This window comes from Asticcacaulis benevestitus DSM 16100 = ATCC BAA-896 (assembly GCF_000376105.1).
Classification (GTDB): Bacteria; Pseudomonadota; Alphaproteobacteria; order Caulobacterales; family Caulobacteraceae; genus Asticcacaulis; species Asticcacaulis benevestitus.
Genome location: NZ_AQWM01000029.1, coordinates 1 through 21,964, shown reverse-complemented (window position 1 = coordinate 21,964; position 21,964 = coordinate 1). Strand labels below are relative to the sequence as shown.

Annotated in this window: 21 protein-coding genes; 11 read left to right on the top strand and 10 right to left on the bottom strand. The window is 53.0% G+C overall.

Annotated elements, in window-relative coordinates; all coding sequences use genetic code 11:
* Nucleotides 1-7 precede the first annotated feature (7 nt).
* Both B060_RS0118750 and B060_RS0118745 read left to right on the top strand, forming a co-directional pair.
* Nucleotides 8-538 carry a hypothetical protein gene (locus tag B060_RS0118750; RefSeq protein WP_018083343.1) on the top strand — a complete coding sequence of 177 codons (531 nt, stop codon included), beginning with the start codon at nucleotides 8-10 and terminating at the stop codon, nucleotides 536-538.
* A gap of 141 nt (nucleotides 539-679) precedes the next feature.
* Complete coding sequence (locus B060_RS0118745; RefSeq protein WP_018083342.1) at nucleotides 680-1,342, top strand: hypothetical protein; 663 nt, start codon at nucleotides 680-682, stop codon at nucleotides 1,340-1,342.
* 256 nt (nucleotides 1,343-1,598) lie between these two features.
* Here the strand turns inward: B060_RS0118745 and B060_RS0118740 are convergent, their stop codons facing one another.
* Entirely contained in the window at nucleotides 1,599-1,955 is a 357-nt protein-coding gene (locus B060_RS0118740) for a hypothetical protein (protein WP_018083341.1), read from the bottom strand.
* 9 nt (nucleotides 1,956-1,964) lie between these two features.
* Nucleotides 1,965-2,375, bottom strand: coding sequence for a hypothetical protein (locus B060_RS0118735; RefSeq protein ID WP_155847857.1), 411 nt, complete (start codon nucleotides 2,373-2,375; stop codon nucleotides 1,965-1,967).
* 77 nt (nucleotides 2,376-2,452) lie between these two features.
* On the opposite strand from B060_RS0118735, the gene B060_RS0118730 reads away from it, so the two are divergent.
* Entirely contained in the window at nucleotides 2,453-2,722 is a 270-nt protein-coding gene (locus B060_RS0118730; protein WP_018083339.1) for a hypothetical protein, read from the top strand.
* A gap of 145 nt (nucleotides 2,723-2,867) precedes the next feature.
* Here the strand turns inward: B060_RS0118730 and B060_RS0118725 are convergent, their stop codons facing one another.
* Nucleotides 2,868-3,293, bottom strand: coding sequence for a response regulator (locus tag B060_RS0118725; protein ID WP_031221022.1), 426 nt, complete (start codon nucleotides 3,291-3,293; stop codon nucleotides 2,868-2,870).
* A 337-nt stretch (nucleotides 3,294-3,630) separates the two neighbouring features.
* On the opposite strand from B060_RS0118725, the gene B060_RS26275 reads away from it, so the two are divergent.
* A complete protein-coding gene (locus B060_RS26275; protein ID WP_018083337.1) occupies nucleotides 3,631-3,978 on the top strand; it encodes a hypothetical protein in 348 nt (115 codons plus the stop codon).
* 951 nt (nucleotides 3,979-4,929) lie between these two features.
* Here the strand turns inward: B060_RS26275 and B060_RS0118710 are convergent.
* Nucleotides 4,930-5,358 (bottom strand): hypothetical protein, encoded by a 429-nt coding sequence (locus B060_RS0118710; RefSeq protein ID WP_018083335.1) that lies wholly within the window; start codon nucleotides 5,356-5,358, stop codon nucleotides 4,930-4,932.
* A 463-nt stretch (nucleotides 5,359-5,821) separates the two neighbouring features.
* On the opposite strand from B060_RS0118710, the gene B060_RS0118705 reads away from it, so the two are divergent.
* The 3 genes from B060_RS0118705 (at nucleotide 5,822) to B060_RS0118695 (ending at nucleotide 12,575) form a co-directional block, all read left to right on the top strand.
* On the top strand, nucleotides 5,822-8,185 hold the full coding sequence (locus B060_RS0118705) for a hypothetical protein (RefSeq protein ID WP_018083334.1): 2,364 nt from the start codon (nucleotides 5,822-5,824) through the stop codon (nucleotides 8,183-8,185).
* Nucleotides 8,186-8,409: 224 nt separating this feature from the next.
* Nucleotides 8,410-8,820 carry a hypothetical protein gene (locus B060_RS0118700; RefSeq protein ID WP_155847856.1) on the top strand — a complete coding sequence of 137 codons (411 nt, stop codon included), beginning with the start codon at nucleotides 8,410-8,412 and terminating at the stop codon, nucleotides 8,818-8,820.
* Complete coding sequence (locus B060_RS0118695) at nucleotides 8,793-12,575, top strand: CHAT domain-containing protein (protein ID WP_018083332.1); 3,783 nt, start codon at nucleotides 8,793-8,795, stop codon at nucleotides 12,573-12,575. The genes B060_RS0118700 and B060_RS0118695 overlap by 28 nt, the downstream gene beginning before the upstream one ends.
* A gap of 137 nt (nucleotides 12,576-12,712) precedes the next feature.
* Here B060_RS0118695 and B060_RS26270 read toward each other — a convergent pair whose 3' ends face one another.
* On the bottom strand, nucleotides 12,713-13,036 hold the full coding sequence (locus B060_RS26270; RefSeq protein ID WP_018083331.1) for a WGR domain-containing protein: 324 nt from the start codon (nucleotides 13,034-13,036) through the stop codon (nucleotides 12,713-12,715).
* A 317-nt stretch (nucleotides 13,037-13,353) separates the two neighbouring features.
* Here B060_RS26270 and B060_RS0118685 point away from each other — a divergent pair, with 317 nt between their 5' ends.
* Both B060_RS0118685 and B060_RS27360 read left to right on the top strand, forming a co-directional pair.
* On the top strand, nucleotides 13,354-13,923 hold the full coding sequence (locus tag B060_RS0118685; protein WP_023447390.1) for a hypothetical protein: 570 nt from the start codon (nucleotides 13,354-13,356) through the stop codon (nucleotides 13,921-13,923).
* Nucleotides 13,910-14,788, top strand: coding sequence for a hypothetical protein (locus B060_RS27360; protein WP_155847855.1), 879 nt, complete (start codon nucleotides 13,910-13,912; stop codon nucleotides 14,786-14,788). The genes B060_RS0118685 and B060_RS27360 overlap by 14 nt, the downstream gene beginning before the upstream one ends.
* Before the next feature lie 85 nt (nucleotides 14,789-14,873).
* On the opposite strand, the gene B060_RS0118675 is transcribed toward B060_RS27360, so the two are convergent.
* The 5 genes from B060_RS0118675 to qatA all read right to left on the bottom strand — a co-directional run bounded on the left by B060_RS0118675 (nucleotide 14,874) and on the right by qatA (nucleotide 20,990).
* Nucleotides 14,874-15,668, bottom strand: coding sequence for a hypothetical protein (locus B060_RS0118675; RefSeq protein ID WP_155847854.1), 795 nt, complete (start codon nucleotides 15,666-15,668; stop codon nucleotides 14,874-14,876).
* Between the two features lie 269 nt (nucleotides 15,669-15,937).
* Entirely contained in the window at nucleotides 15,938-16,681 is a 744-nt protein-coding gene (gene qatD, locus B060_RS25205; protein WP_018083327.1) for a Qat anti-phage system TatD family nuclease QatD, read from the bottom strand.
* A 27-nt stretch (nucleotides 16,682-16,708) separates the two neighbouring features.
* Nucleotides 16,709-18,082, bottom strand: coding sequence for a Qat anti-phage system QueC-like protein QatC (gene qatC, locus B060_RS0118665; protein WP_018083326.1), 1,374 nt, complete (start codon nucleotides 18,080-18,082; stop codon nucleotides 16,709-16,711).
* A complete protein-coding gene (gene qatB, locus B060_RS28345; RefSeq protein WP_330217086.1) occupies nucleotides 18,079-18,945 on the bottom strand; it encodes a Qat anti-phage system associated protein QatB in 867 nt (288 codons plus the stop codon). The genes qatC and qatB overlap by 4 nt, the downstream gene beginning before the upstream one ends.
* 71 nt (nucleotides 18,946-19,016) lie before the next feature.
* Nucleotides 19,017-20,990: a Qat anti-phage system ATPase QatA gene (gene qatA / locus B060_RS0118655; RefSeq protein ID WP_018083324.1), complete on the bottom strand. Its 1,974-nt coding sequence runs from the start codon at nucleotides 20,988-20,990 to the stop codon at nucleotides 19,017-19,019.
* 455 nt (nucleotides 20,991-21,445) lie between these two features.
* Between qatA and B060_RS27350 the strand changes: the two genes are divergently transcribed.
* Nucleotides 21,446-21,607, top strand: a complete 162-nt coding sequence (locus B060_RS27350) for an ABC transporter ATP-binding protein (protein ID WP_155847852.1) — start codon at nucleotides 21,446-21,448, stop codon at nucleotides 21,605-21,607.
* Between the two features lie 75 nt (nucleotides 21,608-21,682).
* On the top strand, nucleotides 21,683-21,964 hold a 282-nt coding region (locus B060_RS0118650), incomplete at its 3' end, for an IS3 family transposase (RefSeq protein WP_018083323.1).

Sequence of the window (21,964 nt, the reverse complement as noted above, 5' to 3'; positions counted from 1 at the left end):
GGCGCGTATGAATATCTCGCTTGAAAAAGAGAGCCAAATTTTGAATGCCGTTTCCAAAATTTTATTGCTCGGCATCCTATCTCCGCTATTTTTTTCCGCTTGTGTTTCGTTTAACCCAGTCGGGGAACCTAACTCACTGGACATCCTGCGTGAGGCATTGATCCTATCGCCGAGCGCTTTGGAACAGCCGTCGGAGCGACAAAGTGGCCGTAGACAATACGCACTCGCCATCGTGTATGAATATGGTCTTCACGGAGCCACGCCGGACCGCCGGCATGCGGACGAGTTGAAACGGCAAGCATTGGCACCGCATGGGACGCGACCAATTACCCAGTATTTCCAGGGAGTAAATGGAAAGCCCGGACGGACAGCCTTGGTCTATGTTTCAAATTTTGACCTCACAGAATCTGAGGCGCTCACCAACGATTTATGCGCCTCCGCGCTTGAAAACGGTCGCGACAATCAAGCGAATTACGAAAGCTGTTTGGGAGAGGGTTCATTTAAGTGGCTTAAACAGTTATGGGCTCAGGCCGTCTAACCTGTTGACATATTATGCTCACTGAAGGTGTGTGGTCGCATTGAAACACTGTGGATCGCAGTTCCATTTCAGCTAGGCAACAGGCCACAAATCATATGCACTGTAATGATAGTGTAAGCCCGATATTCCTGGGAGTTTGCTGTGAGATTATTTTGGTCGATCGCTTTAGGTGTCGCATTTCTGCTTGGGCTACAGCCAGCGTTTGCAGACATAGTCACGGCAGAAGATGAAGCCGCATTTCATGTTCTGTCCGTACCATATTATAAGCGGACTTTTGAGATACAGCGAGAGATGTTGGCTAATTTGCAAGATGATGGCCGACTTTGTCGGTTATCTCGGGAGCAATACCAATTTTCAAAAGCATTTAAAGGCGACACTTATAGTCTGCTGACCAAGTGGCTCGCAAACGGCAAAGCACTAGGTGCTTATAAAAAGCTCTTTATAGGAATTGCAGATAGTCAAGCCCAAGACGCGATACACCTGTCTGATTTTTGCGCAAAGGCGGACACAAAGGATGTACCTGACGATGTGGGCAATATAGAGATGCTCGCTCAGAACGTTTACCTTAAGACTTTCTTTACAGAGCTCGAATTTGAATGGGCTCGGGCCGAGCAGGTGGGCGATGAACTTTTGGCTTGTGCTGACCTAAAAGCGTTGGATGTGATTGTTGATGAACTGGCGTTCGAATCTGAGACACTTAGCGAATATTCAGATGGAAACCGACAATCGGAGTTTCAACTCGAAGGGCGCGAACTACGGGCAAAACAAAGTAGATATGTTTCTGATTTCGCAAAATGCCTGTGATTCGTTGAGCGATCTGATGGAAAATACGGCGGAAAATGAGTCCACTGCGGTCCGCATCAATGCAACGGCGGAATGCCAGTTTAGTAAAATAAAATCGCCAGTAGGAACGGCCTTTTAAATTTGGAGCAGCGCCCTCATTTTACTTGTGGGCTGAACACAATCAGCCTTTTTCACCTGTAGTTTCGTCGGCTACTGCTGCACTCTTCAGCGTTTCGAGAAACCCCTTCTCTTTTGACTTCGATAGAGCGTCGGTCACTTACCCCGGAGGCGGGAGAGGCTCCCCCTCATAGGTCTTTCCTGCAGCATTCATGCACGCGGTGCCGATCGTCAAAGTTTCTTCGGTCTTGCATTGTTCTGCCAAAGCTAGCGTCTCGACAGGTTGATTCAATCCCATGAGACTAGCCACCCTTAAGGGAATATGGGGCGCTCTCGGAGGTGCCTTGGTCTCGGCTTCACTCAATTCGGCGAGAGTTGGGGCAAAGTCTCCGATCAACTGACGCGTTTGGACAAGAGAAATATAGTAGGAGGCGTTCTGCTGCGGACCGTTCATTGCCGCTTTCACGTACGGCACGGCGCCCTTCCAGTCGGATTTGCAAACGAGATAGGTGTCCATCGCGTATTGTTAAATTTGTGACCGAACAACGGGCTTAGCCGTTTTGGCGGCGAAGCCATCTACAAAAGTCTGGGAATCCGGGGTAAGGGGCTCGCGGCCCGACACAAGCTCGCCTACGAGTTTGTGCGCCTGAATCTGAGACTTTGCTGCTTCCTCGAACGACTTGCCATCCCAGATGTCCTTACCCGCGATTTTCACTGTCTCCGGATAGCGGATCTCGGTCGGGACAACGCCAGGCATCATCGGCGGCCTCTTGTAAAACTTGGCGTCATAGTCGACGATCGCTAAGCTGCGACTGTCGGCCTTATCGTGGGTGCGCCCAATCGCGCCCTCTCGCCATTTCAGGTAGGAAAAGACCATTGCCTTGAGACCCGTCGATCTCAGGATAGAGTCGGCGGACTTGCCCTTTTGTCGTCGCATGGAACGCAATTGTGATATTTGCACGCTGGTTAATGCGCTAAAATGTAGGACCATTCAAAGCTGCATTGGAACAGAATATGGCCCTTAACCCCGAATTTGTCTTTCAGCAAAAATATATTTCCATCCCACTTAAGCGAGCCCTTGGCTTGCCGGATGATGTCTGGTCCCTAGTTCTGAACGATAGTCTCGACAGCGCATATTTTCTCAATGGCGACTTCAGGCCGCAGACCATAGCGCTGAAACCAGATGTTCGTCCCCTGGTTGATTTGGCGCTGCGACAAAAGCGTGAGGCCGAACTCGCACTTCCCAGGGAATTAAGGCCGAGATATTTGGCTGAAGTGGGCTAATCGGCCTATCGGAAGATCGACGGGCTGGCCGCTTCGACTTTGCACGCAAAAAGCCGCTGCGGGCAGGCAACGGCTGGGTTATCGCAAAAACCCGGCTGCAGCGGGAGTGGTTTCTGGTATCCACTCGCCTGATATTTTCAGGCGGTCAGGCGGCAGCCCTGAGCATCATCAGCATATCGTCAAGAACGTGCAGGCTGAGGGGCTTTGAAAGGCACAGGTCAAAGCCCGAATGGGCCGTCCGGCGTCTGAACTCATCATCGTTGAAACCGGTCTGCGCAATTATCTTTAGGCCCTCGAATGTGCCATCTTTCCGCAGTAAATTGGCCACTTCGAAACCATCCATGCCCGGCATGGCCAGATCGAGAAACAGAACGTTGGGCCGAAAGACTCGGGCGACCGAAACCGCATCCGGCCCATTGCAGCAGGATTGAACCACATCGCCGAAGTCTTCGATTGCAGCACAAACGCTTTCTGCAGCTCCGACGTTATCGTCGACCACAAGAACGCGCAGCGGTTTCTGTTGGACCGACGGTCGAGTGGTGAGTTGTGTTGCGCGAGCGTTTACGGCCACCAAGTGACACCTGTAGAAGAATAGCGAATGGATGAATATGATTTTTGTACCATGTGCGTGTGACACAAATGCGGTGGCGAAAGTTAATGCTGCAGCGTCGTTGGGTGATTTTCCCAATATGGAGCTTGCGGCCACGAGTGAATGGTTTTCGCAAGAAATTTCGCATATCTTGGAATGTATTTCGCTGAAGATGCCCAGGCTATTATATGTTAAGTGCTGATTTATTTGATTTTATGTTGGGTTTATTGAAGTGCGCCCCCTCTGGAATTGTTGAAATAAATGCAGTACACTGACGAATTGTGGTCACGAATTTGTGGCCGGTAATAAGGCTATCCAAATGAGTGATAAGAAGAAATCGGGCAATAAAAAGCCGCAGAAGACTGTAGTCTATGACAGTTTGGTTCAGGGCGCATTGGACGGATTGACTGGCGACGCCTTATTCAATCATGTGAAAACAGTTTTACCTGAAGTCAAAAACAAGGCTGTCATCAAAGCCGGCATTTCGGCGTTGCAAGATCCCAAACTTACCGACAGGATAGTTTTGGATTCACTCTATGACCTCGCAATCCAGAGACGCCTTGCCGGCATAGCGACCGTTTCCGAGACTAAATCCAGCCAGGATGTAGAGGCCAATACCTCTGACGCAACGACTACTGAAAAGAAGCGGCGCAAGAAAGCGGCATAATCAAACGGGTTGGAATTCGGGCTGGTGTACGGGTTTGTGAGACCCTTTCTAGGGTTCCGGTCATACCCGTCACCAGCCATAGAGCTCTAACCGCGTGAGATATCGTCTAGGCCGGAGACCACCAAACACGCAGAGTTGTAGCACGCTCGTATCAACCAAAGACAGCCATCTGTTGTTTTATAAGGCAACCCTCCATCTTAAAAAATTAGGAAAAATGTCGTCAGTATGTCTGCGTCTTTGTCTCACGATAAGTATGATCTAAAAGGAGCACTGAGGTAATCTTTGCGTTGTTATTTGTTGCAGCGCAGCGTAGCATCATTTTACCAGTACATCGTAATCCCGAGCAGGCCATGCCAACCCAGCCCGATCCCCATAATGACGTGTCCAATGTAAAAAATGATGAGGTCTCTGCTGACGTCATCCCGACGGGTGAGGCAATACAGGTGCACACGCGCGGTCGGAGTCGGGGCGTGAAACAACCCGCACCCGAATTAGATGAAGAGAATAACACGGTGTGGATATAGTCTGCGTGGGAAGCGGCGGGGGCGGGCTGGAAGCAACAACGCGTAACGCGTCTTGAAAGCCGGAACACGGACGCTGGCACGTTATTCAGAACGCGAATTGAAACTCCTGACGCCATGGGTCATAATGACCGAATGAGCTGAGGATTAGGCAATGGGCATTCGTCTTTATGATAGCGCTTGGGTGGAGTTGGACGGGAACGGCGAACCCTGCTTGGTTCGCAAAGACCCAAAAAATTCGGCAATTTTCAACGTGGGCGCCTATCAATACGATATTGACGGTCGTCCGCTGAGCGGCGACAGGAGTGCGCCAGCTATTCTAAGATTGCATTCCCTACAGAGCGCCCGTGAGGCAGGGCTTAGGTCTGAATACCGCGCCGACGTGGCTGGCGGTCTGGGCCAACCTTTTGCACGGACAATCGGGTAGCCGTTAGAAGGGTATCACACCATGTCTGTAGGCCTCTATGACCTGATCTCTTTCGACAAAATCTCGGCCTTTTTCGATCTCCCAATCGGGAAACTTGAAGAATAACGGATGCGCCAACGCCCCAATAATGGGCTTTCGGCGCGGGAATTGATGCGCAGTAAGATCGTAGTGCAGATCACCGACTCTGACCCAGTAATGGAACTCGTATTTTAGGCGCTTTTTGCCTTTTACGATCTCCACCGTCTTGAGGTTATATTTTTCCTCCAGCAGGTAGGTCAGGATGAGAGACACGCTCTCGCAACAATTCGTGGGATAGGAATAACCAAAAGGGTATTCAAATGTGCGGTCGTGACGGTTCTGCCCCAGAAACGTCAGGAGGGCCAGTGCGGATTGATCAATCTGCGCTTTGGATAGCCGAACGTTATTTCGCAACCTGCACGTCTCCGATTTTATGGCTTAGTCTGCTTAACTTTCGAGCTTATCACAACAGGTACTTAGGTGATCGGACTTGCTAAGAAACGGCCCTGAAGCCAGCGTGAGGACTTTTGAGTCGGTTCGCTCAGGCGCTTAGAGTTGCGCACGACCACATGAGTTCCATATTCTCATGATCAAGCGCTTACTGACCAATGGCATGAGGGCCCTGTGGGGGCACGAAACATGTCGGCCTTATCCACTCAACAGTGTATCAAGAACTCCAACGTCGACCCGATCTTCACGGTTTATCGTGATAAGTCGTTTTCAGAAACAGATGCTACTACCTCCTCTAACAGCCGTTACCCCATTGCCACAGCCAAGGGGTGAAGTGCCGCTTTTTGGACGCTTAGCGCGTGTTTTGGCTTGTGGATAAGCTCCAACGATGCTCCTTGGTTAACGGGGTCTTACTAAGGGGGGCGACATGGCTGACGGCAGCAATTTTAAATCCGAAAATTTGATGGACGAAGAGGTGGCACCCAAGTCTGGGATGCCGACAGGCCCCAGGCTTTCGTTTCTGGTCGCAACCGGATGGCTCATCGCTACAATCGTCTGCTTTGCCTTGAGCGTCTGGTGTTTCAAGCACGGCATTGCGAAATTTGCTCCGTACTGGCCACTTGAATGGTTTATTGCCATTTTGGGCTCCATTCTCTTGTCATCGGTGATCGCGTCCTGGGACAAGGTGCAATCGTCGAACACGGTTGGGAAGAATGGTAAGGAACCGGCCTGGTTTAGCCTTCGGCTGGCGCTTTCGCAGGCGCCGATTGTCGAATTTGGCATTGGAGTGGTTGTTACCTACGGCCTGTTTCTGATTTTCGAAGCGTTCGAGGTTGCCGAAGCGGTCGAGAAAGTCCCATCGCAAAGTCTGATGGAAGAAAAATCCAATATCGTTCGGATACTGCTTAGCCAACTGACAGTCGCTCCGCCCTATTTTTGGTATTTCGTCTTCCTTTGCGCGGGACTGGCAGTGGTCATTTCTGTGCCGTTCGCCCGGAACAAAGTCATGAAGGCGGCGCGTAAAAAGTTTGGCGATATCACTGAGTCCGAGCTGACAAGGAAAACTAAAGAGTTTCTGCATTTGGAAACCAGAAGCGTTCCGGCGACGGAGAAAGATTGCAAGCAGGTTGAAGACAAGGTTGTCGAACTGGAGGAGTTATTAAAGGAACACCTCAACCGGAAGGCCGAGCTTCTTACTGAGATTGACGAGACCGAGGCCTCGATCGACGAAAAGACTGACCGATGGGGAGCGTTAGGTAAGGAGGTCGCGGCCTTTGAGACAATCGCTGATGAGTTCAATGCGCTAGTCGATAGTGCGGGTGACCTGTCCAATTCTTTGAAATCTCAGGCATTCGTAACTGATGGCGCAGAGTCTCTGCGAATAGATTCAGTGAACTTCCTCGGTGAGGTTGACCTGGAATCGGGGCGTTATAACGCTGGGTGGCGTGCGCTGGCAGCCAAGGCCAAGACGGAAATCCTCCAGCTCGAAAAAGAGATCATATCCCTCAAGTCTAAGGCGGCAGCTCTGAAAGATGAGCTTGCCGCTATCCTCGTGGCGATTAAAGAGATCGAAGCGCAATTGAAGCTGGCAAAGGAGTTTCTCGCTTTCTGTAAGCTGCCTGGCAAGCCAGGGTCAGTGGACGTGCCGGTGTGGGGCATATTCGAAACCCGCACAATTACCAAGACGATTGAACCGGCAAGCGATCTGGCCGAATTCTTCAGCGGGCTCATGATCGTTCTGCTGACACTGAACATGTTTTTCATTGCCCCTGCCATTGAGGTTGGCCATGGCGAAATGACCGGCATTGGTTCGGTCAATTGGGTGCGTGTTGGCTTCCTACTTGTGGTGCTGGCGATCATTCCAATGGCGCAAGCCATGCGCGCTATAAAACTCACATTGGCACCCTCTGAGAAGACTGGGTTCTTCCATGCCACGTCACCGCGGGCGATGGGGCTCATCGCCGCCGGGCTCTTGGTTGCTTTTTGCTCGATCAGCCTTCTCTTGCCTGCAATCCCGGCGCCGCCTGTAAAACCTGAATTTGCTCCGGCCATGTCCGAACTTCAGTTGTCATGTGCGACGGGGTCAGGCGTACCGCGCGCCAATTGGTCGTTTGGGAAAACCTCTTCGTTTGACATGATCGAGCATAGTTTGCTGACCTGCGAACCTACTGAACCGCTCGACGAGAAGACGACCTTTGTGGCCGTCGTCGGGGTAGCCTCACAGGAAGGCAATCCGGATATAGAAGAAAAGCGCGCGCAAAGCCGTGCCGACACATTGGCCATAAGGGTGCACGATACAAATAGGCAGTGGACCGGCCCGATCATCAAACTCGTCGTCGGCAAAGCCCTCAAATCAAAGATCATAGATGTCAGCCAATATAACAATCCGAAGCTGGACCATCGCACCCAGCGCGATCTGATTGTTTTGCGTGAGACCAGGACTGTTAAACCGCTCGACCAGAGCAAAACGCCAGCGGCCGCTAGCAGTAACCTTGCCGATCTACCGCGCCAATATGCCTTAGCGGGTGAGCACCTGAAAAGCATCATCACCAGCATCGGCACGAAACCAATCTCGACCGAACAGGTCTACGTTGCACCCGACGAAGGAGCTATTAAGGCAATGGCGAACAAAGTGCTCGCGGAGTTCAAAATATTCAACAAATATAAGAAGGACGCGACCTCTATTGTCGTCACCAAATGTATGAACACCGGGCCTGACCACATATATCAATGTGAGTTGGGCCAGGAAGCCGCCCAGGCAGAAACGTCTTCAGACGCTCAAAAGAAATAGTGTACGAGGCGGTGAGGGCCGAATGTGTTGACTACAGGGTTTGAATCGACTTCTTTCAATGAGGGGATACGGTGGATTGCGGCATCAGTGGGCATAGTCTTGTATGCTGCGGACCAACAAGTCCCTCCAATTTCGATTTTAACGAAGGTGCTTGCTCAACGTTAGGGTGACGTGTATTCAACAATGACTGGTAGGTTTGTGCCGTTTGGGATTGGGGGAGACCGGTGGATAGTTCGAACCTGGAACGATTGTGCGTCGATTGTGCCTCCGAGCTGGAAGCCCATTACGGCGATACCTTGGTCGAGCATGTTCAAGCCGCGTTAAGGGGCGGAGATCGGTCGGGCCCAGCCCGTCAAATGGATATGCTGGGCGATCTATCCGCGATGTCATCGATAGCCAGTCTGCTTGTGAGTATGATCGGTACGGTCATGACCTACATACAGCTGAAGCAGCCGAACGGCGCGCCACCGACGGCGGCAGCCGCTGCGCCACAAGTGATCATCAATGCCGATATTATCACCATCAATGTGGTTCTGGAGGATGCGATAGGCGACCTTGGGCAAGAGGACCGTCTTATCGCCAAGCAATTGCAGGCGGAAGTCAACAAATGGCTGATCAGCCGGTCCACCACCTGAGGCTCAAGCTCGCCCGAAGTAGTGCAGGCTGGGAGATGTCCAATGGCCCGGTTACCTGGCCTGTCACACCCGCGTGGCCGGAGAACTCGACCCTGCGTGAGATTGCCTGGACGATTGAGGAGCCTGAGGAGGCACAAAGACTGGCTGCCTTCCAGGAGTCGGCTCAAGGTAAAGCGGCGTCGGCCGGTCACGCGCTCTGGGCCAGCCTGTTTGAGAACGCCCCGGACGCCATAAAGCAGGGTGTGGAAGGGGAGGGCGTATCTCTCAATCTGGAGGTTTCCGAGGGTGCCAGCACGCTGGCCCTGGCGCTTCTGCGGTCTCCGGCAGGTCGCTGGGCGGGCCTGGACCTGCAATCCCTAACGCTAAGCATTGCGGAAGTGAAATCGCCCCTGCGTTTGGCATTGAAGGTTTTACTGATTACGGCGCGGCCGTTCGATGAAACCGACGCGCCGTATCTGTCCGTTGCCCACCCCTTGCTCGCCATGGCTGCGAAGCTCGGGGTCAACGTGACGCATCTCGTGTCGGCGCGTCAGCAGAGCATAAGACAGTGCATAGAAAAGGCCGAGGCGGAAGGGGCGCCCTACACGGTGCTCGTCTTCGATGGGCATGGGCGAAGCCGCACAGGCGTGCCGGCTGAAATAGCTCTTGAAACCCGGCTGAGACGCCCTGCCATGGTGACGGCAAACACATTCCTCAGTCTGCTCGGCAAGGCGCCACCCCCTTTGATTCTTCTGGCCGCCTGCCGTACGGCGTCGGAGCCTGAGGCCACGGAGCTGGCGTCGTCATTTGCCCGCGATCTCGCGGGTCTCTGTGCCTGCGAAGCCATTGGCATGAACCTGAATATCACGCCGCAGGCCGCCGGCATATTCACCGTTGGCATGATCGAAGCGCTACATAACGGTGCAGCCGTTGCCGAAGCTGTCCAGATCGCCCGGCGGTGCCTGTCGGAGTCGCTGCCATCCAGCTTCACCTGGGCGGCCCCTGTCTATTTCCAATCACGCCAGATCACCTTCGACTCGCCGCCTACCACAACGCTCCCAGCACCGCCTGCCGGCTACATTCGGGATGGTGAATGTCATGCCGTCGACAAGACTTTCGATCGCTATCCGGTATTTGTCTATGCCGCTCCACCCCAAAGCGGAAAGACGCAATTTCTAAGTTACTATGGCTGGCTGCGTTCGGTCCGTTCAGGTGATGAGGTTCAACCTAGACTCTTCGATGCCCGGCAGTACGCCGGTCCCCTGGCCCTTGTTGAAGCGCTTGGCGACCCAGGCCTGTTGTGGAGCGGCATTGTCATCGTCGATAATGTCGAAGCCTGGCGAGACCAATCGGATGAGACGTGGCAACGTTTCTTTGAATTCGTAAGGGCGCGGTTTTCCACAGGTCTACGCTGGCTGTTTGCCGGCAGGACAGTCCCCATTTTTCCGGTCGCTCTGCGCGCTTCGGCCTATGTCCAAGTGCTGGGTGGACTGGGCGGTGCCGGAGCGCGAGGGCGCGCAGAACTCGAAGCCGTGCGTACGTATTTTTTCGGGCCGGCCGGATCAGACGGTCCTTGGCAGTGCATGCTTATCATAGCTGTGCGTGGGCACCCGTGCTTGCTGCAGTGGGCCGGTGACGCAATAAAAGCTGGAGTAGGTGCAGAGAATTTGCTCTGGTCGTTTGTGTCCCCTACGCCTGAAGTCGCCAGAGATTTTTTCTTTTCAGAGAGCGAGTTAGAGGTGTTTGGTAAAGCGGACCCTCTGATGGGCTGGGGATTTGGCTCAGATTCAAGATACGTGCTCGCCGCCGTGTTACTTCCAGAGGAACCCGACGAAAGCCCAAAGCGCGAGGAATGTGCAAGCGGATATCTCTGGAAGTTCTCAGAATTGGGCAAACATAATCTGGCTCTTACCGACGGTCTAAGCTGGCTTATGGCGCCCAATCATGCGGCCCTTCTGCGAGCCTTGCGGCCCCTAGACATCTGGACGGAAACAGAACTCGACGGTTTTGTGGACTTCCAGACCCATGTGCGCGCTTATGCCTCGATATCTCGGGAAGAAAAATATCTTACTGATCGCTTTCGCGAAAGTACCCAGGGCATAGAACCCACCGTCAACCGTGATGAGTTAAGTGTAAGCCATTTAAAGATGGTTTGGCTGGCTGCGCTTTTGAACCTACCCGCGTGTGCTGCAGCTGCGCAAATCGCAGTGGCCAGGGGCGCCGTTCTCGCCGCTGCGCAAATTGTCAGTGGTGTATCCCTCGTGCTTTCGGAATTTGACCTTCTCGACTGTTGTGAAGCCTGGCTAACGAGGTGGCGACCGCTAATGGCTGAGCTGGCGCAAGGTGGGGAAGCCGGCCAACAGGCGCGAAGTATTATGTCCGAAGAGGTGCTCCGGATCGACACGCTTGTCGGGCACAAGTATGCGCCGCTAGAAGGCAGAAAACTGCTTGACGAGTTTGGCACCCGCTATTTTGATGGCAGTAGCGTTTCGATCGAGGAAGACGTGGAACGCATCATCATCTTAATGGAAAGCGGCGAGGTCGTCCAAGACGTCTCGCAACAATTGACGGACATCATCCAGGCCCTGTCACTAGTTGGCCCCAGTGGGGCTTCTGCAATGCCTTCCATTTCTCTAATTGATCGCCTGGATAAGATTGCAGAAAGGCATTCTCGCCGCCGAGACCGGGTCACAATCGCGCTCATCAAGGCGACCATACTTGTGCACCTGCACGATTTTGCGGCTGCGGAAGAGGCCGTGTGGCGGAGTGATGAACTCGCTGATCCAAATTCGACCTGGGAGCAATTTCTTGTGACTTCGACAGCGGTTGAAGTTTTCGCGACAACTGGAGGCTCCAGGATTGAAGAGATGGTTCAACGCGCTTTGGCCGCTGCCCAGAAGATGGGAAATCCGCTTGCGTTAGGGCGAGCTCAGCTTCAGGTCTCCATGTTGTTGTCGTCTTCGGGCGATATGGAAGGCGCCCTAAGCTATTGCGCCGAAGCCTTGCCAAAACTTCGCGGCATGAGTCTTTATTATAACCAGGGGCTTCTGACCTATGCCCGCCTGCTGTCGTCGGTCCGTGATGTCTCTCTCGCGGAAACCTATAGGCTACAGGCCGAGCGAGCGGCGGAGTCCGCCCCGAGTAGCGTCCTATATCTCGAAGCCTTGGCCCTAGGAGCCATCATTGCATTTCAGGTTGGGGACAGTGATCGGGCAAAAGTCGCAACCGCTAAGCTCAGGGAAGCGTCTGAGAATGCCGGTTATGAGCACGGTGTCGGTATTGCCAGATGGGTGGACGCTGAATTTCGATATGCCGATAGAGACTATGAGGGCGCTTATAATGAAGTGACTGCGGCCCTGAAGCAGCTTCGCCCTGCCAATGAAGGGTATGTGGCGCACGCCTGGTCCCTCGCGGCAAATGCGGCCTATCATTGTGGTAAGTATCCGGAAGCCTTAGATGCCAAAGCGCATGCGGCAGATGAATTCGAACGTTATGCCGTCGACCCGTCCGAGCTCGCCGAACAAATTATCGAGCTGGAGATTCTCGCGCTGGAGCTCGGCAGTGTCGAGGCCGCAGACGCATGTCGAATCAGAATTAGAGAGTTGTGCGGGGAGCGCGAGTTGCGCACTCCGAGGCAACTGGCGGCGTCTGCAATCTATTGGGCCCATCATGGCGACGATGAGGAGGCACGCAAACGGGCCACTCAGGTTTTAGCCGATACGTCTACATTAGAGGAAGAGCTTGTGGCTCGTGTTCGCGGGCTCGTCAAACATTAAACCTCACGAACGAGGGTAAGAAATCCCGACACCCTCTATTTGCGAAACCAATCCTTGTCCCCTAACTCGAAATGTATTTTTTGCCACAGCTCAGGCATGTTGCATTGTTATACTCGTAGGGTTTATCTTTTTGCACCTCAGGCATTGTTGAGTTCGCTTCTCGCATTGATCGCAAAATCCAAAATCCGCATGATCACATTGAAGTTGTTCACTAATTGGCTAGTCGGCACCTCAGTGCCGCTCGTTTTGTGACCAAGTGAAACGGGGGAAGGGGCGACCGACAAATATCCACGTCGCGCCTTTCGTTTGAGAAGCTTGTTGGCGAGCTCGTCAGCTATGGGCTCGTTGGGATACCAATATTCTTTGGTTTGGCCGTGAGTCCCAATTCGACCCCAATGCCGTGTCAGGCAGACATCACCAAATAGGCCCGGCTGGACATCCAGCTCGTAAAGCCTAGCCATGTTTTTAGATTAATCCAAACGTCTCAAAACTGCAATAGCCATTGCCAATTCCCTTGAAGAGTGGTTAATCTTAAGAAGATAGTGCATTGATTTCAATGGGTTGCCAAACGCCGCATAATAGTAATTATGGGAAATTTGTTTTGAAATGCGGAAATTGTGATCATTTTCCGCCCAAAATACAAGTGCTGTTTTGAGAGCGGCTATCGCTACGACAACACCAATCCTCTCGCCAATTTCGTATGTTTTGCGGACCGCTGCAATTGTGTCACGAGACCCAATTATTGACGCGATGGCACATCTGTGTTAAATCGGTTCCCATGACCCAATCTGTATCTACTCGCCGCACCGCCGAGATCATCGGCATGGACTACGAAGCCTTCAGGACCTGGATGCGTCGCAGCCCAGGGCGCAACGCAGGCATGCTGCCACCATTCTACGGCCGAGACACCCCGGCACGGGAGCTTTACTCTAAGCGATGGACCTGGGCCCGGCATGATCAGGGAAGCGTTAGCATCTATGCCCTGCTGCGCACGCTGACCGAACGCGGCCTTGCCGACGAGTACATTTACAAGCCCGATACCTATATGCTTGCGAGGCCCGCGGACTTCGACGGCATGAATCGCGTAATTTCGACCCACGAAATCTGGCAATATTTTTCGTCTGGAGACAATGGTGACGACTGGCTGCTACTATATTCCGACAAGGATAACTCGATTTGGATTTTCAAGCAGCCCGACCGCCACTTGTTTGCGGATCATGTAGAAGCACTAGGCCGCTCCGGTATCGTGGTGAACATGGGCGACATCCGACGTCATGTGATCCGCTCCATGGATGAGGATCGGGAGGAAGAGAGCCTCGAGCTGGAGAACGCCGATGCCGGTAATTAAGGTGACGAGTGAGGACGGCTCGCATGGAGCGGCGGCCGTTATGGGCGCGATGGCTGTGCTTCTAGCCCAGGAGGTACCAAGCGGTCTGCGGGACCCCTCAAAACGAAAATCTAAATTCGAAACTCCCCGGCGGGGGAATCCATACGGACTGACCATTGACCAGCACGTCTATCCCTGGATGAGCATGGAACGGTTTTCGAACGATGCAGGGAGGGTGGAAGTGCAGGATCTGGTCCGAAATCTGCGGCGGCAGGCCAACCCACGGGAACAGCTATTTTGCGCACGCCGAGCTTGGGATCAACGCGCCGAGGCTGGCTACATGAAATCGATCGAAGACCAGTTTCAAGCGCTCGTCGAGCTGATCACCACGGGGGCCATCAGCGCGGTGCCGACCGAGCAAAAGGAGGTTGTCGATCGCTTCTATGCCCTTTGGTACATGCGGGCGCGCTACAAGGATCTGCCCGACCAGGAGGTGCAATTGAATGGCCTCTCTGGCGACGAGCTCACCAAGGAACAAGAAGAAGTCCTGGAAAAAAAGCATGCATTCTTCATTCGAAAAGGCGGCAAGACGCCCGCGCGTCAATTTAATGGCTTGGTGCTCCAGCGACGGATCGGCGACTACACACAGGACCTGTCCGCAATTACCCGTTGGGGAGTCGTGCGCCCCATTGCCGGCGATTTTCTGGTTCCCGACGTTCCGACCCATACAATTATTCCCCTCACGCCCCAAATCGCACTTGCGGCATCGGTCGACGACGGCTTGGTGACCGATGCCAACCTGGCAGAAATCAACAAGGTGACGATCGACGGCTGCGCCGAGTACTATTTCGCGCGATCCTTTGATGCCTGTCCTATCGCGCCCTAATCTCGGCCCGCACAATCCGACTTTTTATTGCTCTATAGGAAGTTTCGTCGCTGCCCTCTATTAATGGTCGCTCCGAGCGCGCACATTAGACAGGCTTCTCCAGCTGGGCGATAAAGTCAGCCACGTCATGACGGAGCATTCCATCTAGGTCGCTCAGCCCCAAAATGAGATTATGTGTATGTTCCGCAGTTCGGATTTGATCTCCGCCATATACAATCTGTTCGATCAGTAGCGCACGCATTTCCGCCTGTACGCCCGTCTGCTGAAGGCCTTTGACATCACCCAGAACGCACCTCAGCATGTAGCCTTTGAAAGTGCCCGGAAGCCGCTCTGACCTCATTATCGTCTTTAGAGAGACACCAATTGCTCGTGCAGCGGACGCCGGGATACTGTAGCGGTGCTCCGGATCGAGCTTCAAATGGAGGGAGGCCGCCGACAGGCTTTTCACGAGATTGACCCACGTGCCAAGAATATGGAAAATCTCATAGATGCAGCGGGATCCATATGTCGGGAATTCCTCATCGGCTTCCTCCGGATCTATAACCGCTGTCTTATCGATCTCGGCCACGAAATATTGCATATAGGCAAGCCACATATTGTCACGGACGCCCTGGTATGCGGCGCGCCGGACCATAATGTCGAAGAACTGAATGGCCATGAACATAAGATCCCGCTCCTCGAGTGCTTGGCTATGCGGGCGATTAAGCTTCTTGATATAGTTGTCAGTATGATCGCCCCGAAGTTCTTCAAGAACGTAATTGCCAATGGGCTGCCACACACCCAGGTCGATCGCCATTTGGCAGTTTTTGAAAAGAAAGGTCTGCAGTTGATTGGCGGGTTCCAGATGGAAGCCCTCGGTGAATGACGTGCCGAGCGCCAATTTCATTTCCTGATAAAGGATGCTTGACTGGTCGACGGCTAAGTCTCTGAAATACGGGTCACCGAAATCGCGCCTATGCCAGGAACTTATTCGAAGAAACGGTATCGCAAAATAAGGTCGATCTCGTACTATTGTTGCACGCAAGTCATCTGATCGAGCAATCCTTCTGAGTATTGAAATGGCTATGGATTCGTATTGCGTCTCCGACGGAATGACGTGCCGCAAGTTCGAAACAAGTTTCTTGACCCGCCCAACAAATGGCCTTGGTTTCAGTTTTGTTTTTGGTTGATCAGACTACTCAGATTTTTGCAAATTTGTTCACGGGTTTCCATGGCATCAAGTTTCCAAATCTTGGCAAGTTCAGAAATAGCGGTTTCCGCCGCCCAAGGATAGAGTGGGCCATTGTCGTCACGTGCAAACGGTCCATCGGTTTCAGTCAGAATGCGGGTTTGAGGCATTCTCCCAACTAAATCTATTCCCTTAGCGCCTTGCAGCATTTTGGGCCCAACACTGAAGCAGCAACCTAATTCAACAGCCCTCTCTAGCTGCCGGGGCGTTCCAGAGAACCAATGTAGAATCGCTGTGCCGCCAGAGCTGTTCTGTTCGATGCTATCCAAAACCTCCGTAACCGCTCCACGCGAATGAATGCTCATAACGCGGCCGCCGTTGGCTGCACATGCTCCGAGAATCTGGTCGAAAACCCTCCTCTGGAGGGGAAGGCTTGGCGCATATTCGCGAGATCCGTCGATCCCAATTTCACCCACGTAGATCGCGGCCGGCAGCAGGGCGCAGAACAAATCCAGCTCGGCGTGATGCTGCGCCACAAGTTGTGGGTGCAAGCCTAACGCAGCGCGAACAAATTTTAGCGACTGTGTTAGGTCGAAGTTTCGCTTCCATGCCCTCGGCGTCGTCGTGACCGTAAGAGTGTATATTTTTCGACGTTCACACTCCGCCACCAAGTCAGGAAACTCGGGGAACAAATCCAGATGACAATGAAAATCGACCAAATTCACGGGCACAAGGGCTCCAATGCTAGAATACTAAGGTGCCGTGACGACGCCCTTCAACACCGCAGACACCTCATCCATACCACGTTTGTACATAGCGGCCAGATCTGGAAGGCGCTCAATATCTTCAGCCAGTGAACCGGGTTTATGAATTGCAATATTTTCGAAGCCTGGATGTTTGGCCAAATGCGCGATGGCATACTGGAATGCTCTGATCTGGATGCCCTCAGCCTTTGTGGAAACCAATGGCTGACCAGTGAGATTATTCAATCTGTAGCTAGCCTGATCTCCTCCTGCGCCCCACGCTCTAAAGGTAGCTGCGCGTCGTATGACGCACGGCACGCAATGTCCGCAGTGAGAATTCCCGCCACCTTTGTAGCGATCGGCCGACGGATGAGCACAGGAGACCGACAGTGGCAGAATTGACTGAAGGAAGGCGCGGTCCTGGCACTTGTCAGCCATTTCGCCTTTTGTCTGGTTCCAGTACGGGTTTATCAGCTGTCCTTCTATGCCGAGCTGTTTGAGTAACTGGTTCCAGCGATGGATGTAAAAGGGGTGTGTCGTCCGAGTGCTCAAGGACCCCAGGCGCGTGCCGTCGAGAGGGACATTCAAAGCAATCAGGCCATTCTCAGGCACCCGAAGATCAAACTTGCTTCCCAGCCCGCTCCCAGCTAACGCCGCCAGCGCGAAAAACAGAAATGACCGGCCCCGTGTTGAGTTCTCCAGGCGGATTTCAGGAAATATATTCTGAGGAAACCTAGCTGACGGAAAACGCAGCCTGTGCAGTGCCCTTTGAGCATGCTTTTTTTCTAGCGCCGCAAAGACGGCCGTCTGCGGGCTGCTTACGGCTGCCTCACCGGCATGACTAACAAAGAACGGTGCATCGATGGCATTTTTTTTAAGCTCGTCAATGGCGCCAATGAGACTGTCAAGTCCCCCGGAAAACAACGACACTCCGTTGTAGGTTTTTGGCTTTTTGTCGGTTTTTCTGACGAGCAGCTTGAAATGGTGAGGCCTAACTCTGAACTCAAACGACCAGAAATCGCCTGTCAAGAAGTTCAACATTTCGCGTAGAACTGCGGCGCTCTCCGTCCAGAGCTTAGGGTCGGAAACGGGCACAATGAGCTTTATTTCTCTCGTCCAGGAATCCTGAGCCGTATCAATCCGGTTGAGCCGAGTGTCAGCCGCCTGAACCATGACCGCCAAGACAAGCAGGTCGAGTGCAACTTCACTAGGAAAAATGTTTAGGTCCGCCAACTGACGCATGGCACTGCTGATACCGCAACTCATGGCTCGTTTTCCTGGAATTATATCCAAGGTGCCGAACCGGCTATCGGGATCTGAAAATAGGTCTGGTGTGGGTTTGGTAAGCGGTCCCATATGACCCGCCAAAATGTATGTCGTCATGACTTTGCCTTCTCTTCCGCAAGAGCATGGAGAATCGAAAATGTACGCTCGTAGAGGGAATCTACGGTTTCCTTCATCTGATCCGATAAGAAGGTCGTTCCTTGATCTGCGACGGCATCCGAGACAGCGCCACGGACGAAATCTTTCATTTGCCGTTCGATATCCTGGACCGTTTCGATGTCCTGGGGCAAAGTGACGATCTGAGTGGCAATTGCGTTCATCAGCCTATCGCAAATCGTATTGGTGATGAAATGCTCCATAATCAGGCCGACGGTTTCAATCGACGGATGTTCCAAGGCGGTCCCGTCGATCTCCGCAATCTCACCTACGGCGTTGATGTAGGCGTCGCGGGCGATAGAGTCATCGAGTTGGCCACCAGTACCGCAGACAACATCAACCAATGCAGCGTAGATTTCGAGTACAGGCCGATTGGCCAGCGTGCTTAGTTCCAAGATCCGCGCGACTTCACGTATCCCGGAAGTGCTAGCATCGGAGAGCAAGTTTGCCAGCCGAACCGCGGCGGACCGCTCTGTAGCCATTCGCCGGGCTGCGTTACGCGACCCCCCGGCCGTTTTTCGCACATACGATGCTATTGCCCGGCCAAGCGCACGCCCAGAACTCCCGCCCGACTTAGCAAACGAGGTAAACCCGCCTCTTGCTCCCCGGTGGCGACCCGCTGTCGACTTATCCCCTGTATCCGCAGATCCGTCGGTGTCTTCACCCCCGTTACCCGCTTCAGGGTTTGCTTGGTCCTCATTCCCTTGGTCGCCGGTTTCGTCACTTCCATCACTCCCTCCATCCTCGCCGCCATCGGGCTCCGGCGAGGACGGCTGGGCGTCCGGGGCAGCATCAGTTGGCGACATATCGTCATCAACCCAAGACGGGATGAGTGGGTTGCGGTCTTTTCCCCCGCCGAAGGACGTAGAGGTGCCCATTATTTTTTCTTTCCGGTCGATTTTTCAGCTGAAAGAGTGGCCTTCAGGGTATTCCCGCCATGGGTCGCCCATTTGAGTTTGACCGCTTCAAGTCTGGCAATTGCTGCGGCATTTGACACCAAATTGTTGTGCCCCGTCGCCGCCCACATGCCGAGAGACGTAACGGGTAGCGCATCCAGCAGCTCAACATATCGCATTTGCAATCCGGCGGAGTGTGCCTTAACCAGTTCACTTACACCGAACATAATGGGTGGTTTAGTGGCAAGGGATGACGACGCCAGCATGCGGCTTTGAAGCTGCTGGAACAAAATATCGATATCCATTGCGCTTAAATTTTTCAGGTCGGCTGCGACACTCCTCGCATTCGCCTCACCGCCGGATAGTTTGTCTAGTAAGCGCATCAAAGTGCCCGACAGCGGCGCACCTGCACCCAGAAAATTCTTTCGGTCCTTGATCACGAACAGGTACGGTTTAAGCGAAACTTTACTAAGCTTCGGTTCGATGCCCGCCCACTTGACCACTTCGGCGCGCGCCTTCCAGTCATTCAGTACGGTTCCATCGTCAGACCCGTCTGGCGGTGAGCCGGATAACACTAACTCCTTTTTGTCGGAGGCATTTCCTGGTGCAGGCCCCGAAGCCTGTTCCATGATTTTTAGCTCGTTACATGTACCATCTTCGGAAACTGCCACTGAGGTCGCTATATGCTCGAAGACCGACGCTGGCAGGAAGAGCTCCGCCAACATGAGCTTTGCTAGATGATCGATGCTAATTGCCGTCTCAAAGCCCCGCGCCTCCGCTACAGCCATTCTGAGACTGAGCGCATTCAAAAATCGCTTTATCTGGCGCGGATTTCCTTTGGTGCCTGCTGCGAGCACAGGCGTAATTTGTTCGGCAAGGGTAATGGCAGGCATTGCAGCGTCGAACTTCTCGCCCAAGGCAAGCCTGATGTCTTCAAGCTCGATGCCCTTACCCTCCCAAGGTCGCTGAAGGGCCGCGCGCGCGTACCCCAATAAGGTCTCAAAGTCTGACGAGTCTTCCCCGATAATAGTGCCAATCAGAAGCAGCGTAATGTAGATGCGCGTTTCCGTTTCGCCGAGCGACGGGATACGCATCGGGACCTGAATTAGCTTTTCAAGGTAACTTCGAGCGTAACCTTGGGAATTCGTTGCTTCTGGCAGATCTGGAAAATGTTTTCGGACCGAGTACTCGATCATCGATTCGTCGGCGCCTACCACAAACGCGGTTTGAGGTAGAGACACAAATAATCGGATGGCTTCCAGGGTTTCGATGGCGGTCTCGGGCAAGCACCGGTCAAGATCATCTATGAGGACAACCAAGCGGTCGATTTCCGCTTTCTTCAGAAGCTCTGCAAACGCCTTCCGGAACTCTCGAATTTCTTGCGGGACATTCCTCGTCTCAACGTCATCTCTCAACAGCCCGGAAAATAAGTATGATGCCTTTTCGGCATTTTCTTTGGTCGCGATTGTCTTAGGGTCGGCGAGCACATCTCGAACGGTATCAATAGCGCTTTTGAGCAAGTCTGGACTCGGAAGGCCAGTGAAGGCCGTGAAAGCGAGCCCGCCTCCTTTTTTCGCTACCTTCAGCCAATCTATTCGACGCCAGATCTGCTTCACTTCTTCGGTTGCGGTTATCCAAAGTGAGCGACTTGCAATCAGTTCAGTGACGATACCTTCAATCACCGCAATCTTAGCGTCTTCAAACCCCTGAAATTGCCAGCCGTTGAACTTGATACAAAGCACACCGGAGTCGCTGCTAAATGCATTATCGATCATTTCAAGGACACTGGATTTGCCGGCTCCCCAATCGCCGTGCACGCCAATTGTTATCGGCCGGTCGCTCTTTCGTTTTATTAGCGATACGATTGTCTTGGCCAGAGCTTCGTTATTAAGAAGGTCAACCTTGGTTTCATGATCATAGATGAATCGAATGTCGTCTTGGACATGATTGTTCACTTTACATTATCCCCGTCGGACGACTCGCATCCTTTTGAAATAGTTAGAATGCTTTTGCCAGTTCCACAAGAAATTGTAAAACAAAAGCAAACTCAACCGGCCCGAACGTTCTGTGACGCAACTTTTTCCGCCGCAATAGGCTTACGAGCCAATCCGGTCCTCAGGGGCAACACAGTCACCAGTCCAGTCCAAATGTTCAGAAAAGGCGAGGATTTGTGCAAACTCCCTCGTACATGTTTCCTTGGTGCCTCTAAATATTTGTCCTATTTCCGACAATTGGGACCTCGTAACTGGTCCAATGTCAGCAAGTGGCGCGCTGTCGCTTCTCAGGATCATAAACCTATGCATCTCAGTCGACGGTTGCTGCGGTTGCTTGCTTTTGCTTGCAGTTCGGGCACTATGTTGGCGAAATGGGATGAGGAGACTCATGTGCCAGAAAATGTTTAGAGGCTACCATGACCGATTATCCGGACAATTTCTATTTCACCGAATTATCTTTAGGAAATGTCCGCGCATTCAAAACTGAGCAGAGTTTACGACTCGTTGATATCAACGGCCGCCCTGCTCGCTGGAACTTGATACTTGGGGAAAATGGAGTCGGGAAAACTACACTGTGAGGTGGTCCCCGAAAACTGGACAGCTGGCTTAGATATAATCTTGCCCCTATAGTGGCCACCGGCCAAGGGGTTTAAATGAAGTATATCCGCAAGAAACACAGTCCTGAGTTTAAGGCGAAGGTGGCGATGGCTGCCCTTCGTGAGGAAGGCACGGTGTCTGAACTGGCCAGTAAGTACGGCGTCCACCCGAGCCAGATCAATACCTGGAAGAAGGCAGCCCAGGACGGCATGGCTGCCCTGTTTGAGGGCGACAAGAAGGCTGCAAAAAGCGAGGCGGCCGATAAAACCAAGCTCGACGAGCTCCATGCCAAGATCGGACGGTTGACGATAGAAAACGATTTTTTTCGCGAGAGATCG

What these genes read in the sequence shown, in the direction of transcription:
- B060_RS0118705 (WP_018083334.1), top strand. Translation starts at nt 5,822, where the DNA reads ATGGCTGACGGCAGCAATTTTAAATCCGAAAATTTGATGGACGAAGAG.
- qatC (WP_018083326.1), bottom strand. Translation starts at nt 18,082, where the DNA reads ATGACGACATACATTTTGGCGGGTCATATGGGACCGCTTACCAAACCC.
- B060_RS0118735 (WP_155847857.1), bottom strand. Translation starts at nt 2,375, where the DNA reads ATGCGACGACAAAAGGGCAAGTCCGCCGACTCTATCCTGAGATCGACG.
- B060_RS26275 (WP_018083337.1), top strand. Translation starts at nt 3,631, where the DNA reads ATGAGTGATAAGAAGAAATCGGGCAATAAAAAGCCGCAGAAGACTGTA.
- B060_RS0118740 (WP_018083341.1), bottom strand. Translation starts at nt 1,955, where the DNA reads ATGGACACCTATCTCGTTTGCAAATCCGACTGGAAGGGCGCCGTGCCG.
- B060_RS26270 (WP_018083331.1), bottom strand. Translation starts at nt 13,036, where the DNA reads ATGGCTAGGCTTTACGAGCTGGATGTCCAGCCGGGCCTATTTGGTGAT.
- B060_RS0118695 (WP_018083332.1), top strand. Translation starts at nt 8,793, where the DNA reads ATGGCTGATCAGCCGGTCCACCACCTGAGGCTCAAGCTCGCCCGAAGT.
- B060_RS0118730 (WP_018083339.1), top strand. Translation starts at nt 2,453, where the DNA reads ATGGCCCTTAACCCCGAATTTGTCTTTCAGCAAAAATATATTTCCATC.
- B060_RS27360 (WP_155847855.1), top strand. Translation starts at nt 13,910, where the DNA reads ATGCCGGTAATTAAGGTGACGAGTGAGGACGGCTCGCATGGAGCGGCG.
- B060_RS0118750 (WP_018083343.1), top strand. Translation starts at nt 8, where the DNA reads ATGAATATCTCGCTTGAAAAAGAGAGCCAAATTTTGAATGCCGTTTCC.
- B060_RS27350 (WP_155847852.1), top strand. Translation starts at nt 21,446, where the DNA reads ATGACCGATTATCCGGACAATTTCTATTTCACCGAATTATCTTTAGGA.
- B060_RS0118685 (WP_023447390.1), top strand. Translation starts at nt 13,354, where the DNA reads ATGACCCAATCTGTATCTACTCGCCGCACCGCCGAGATCATCGGCATG.
- qatB (WP_330217086.1), bottom strand. Translation starts at nt 18,945, where the DNA reads ATGTCGCCAACTGATGCTGCCCCGGACGCCCAGCCGTCCTCGCCGGAG.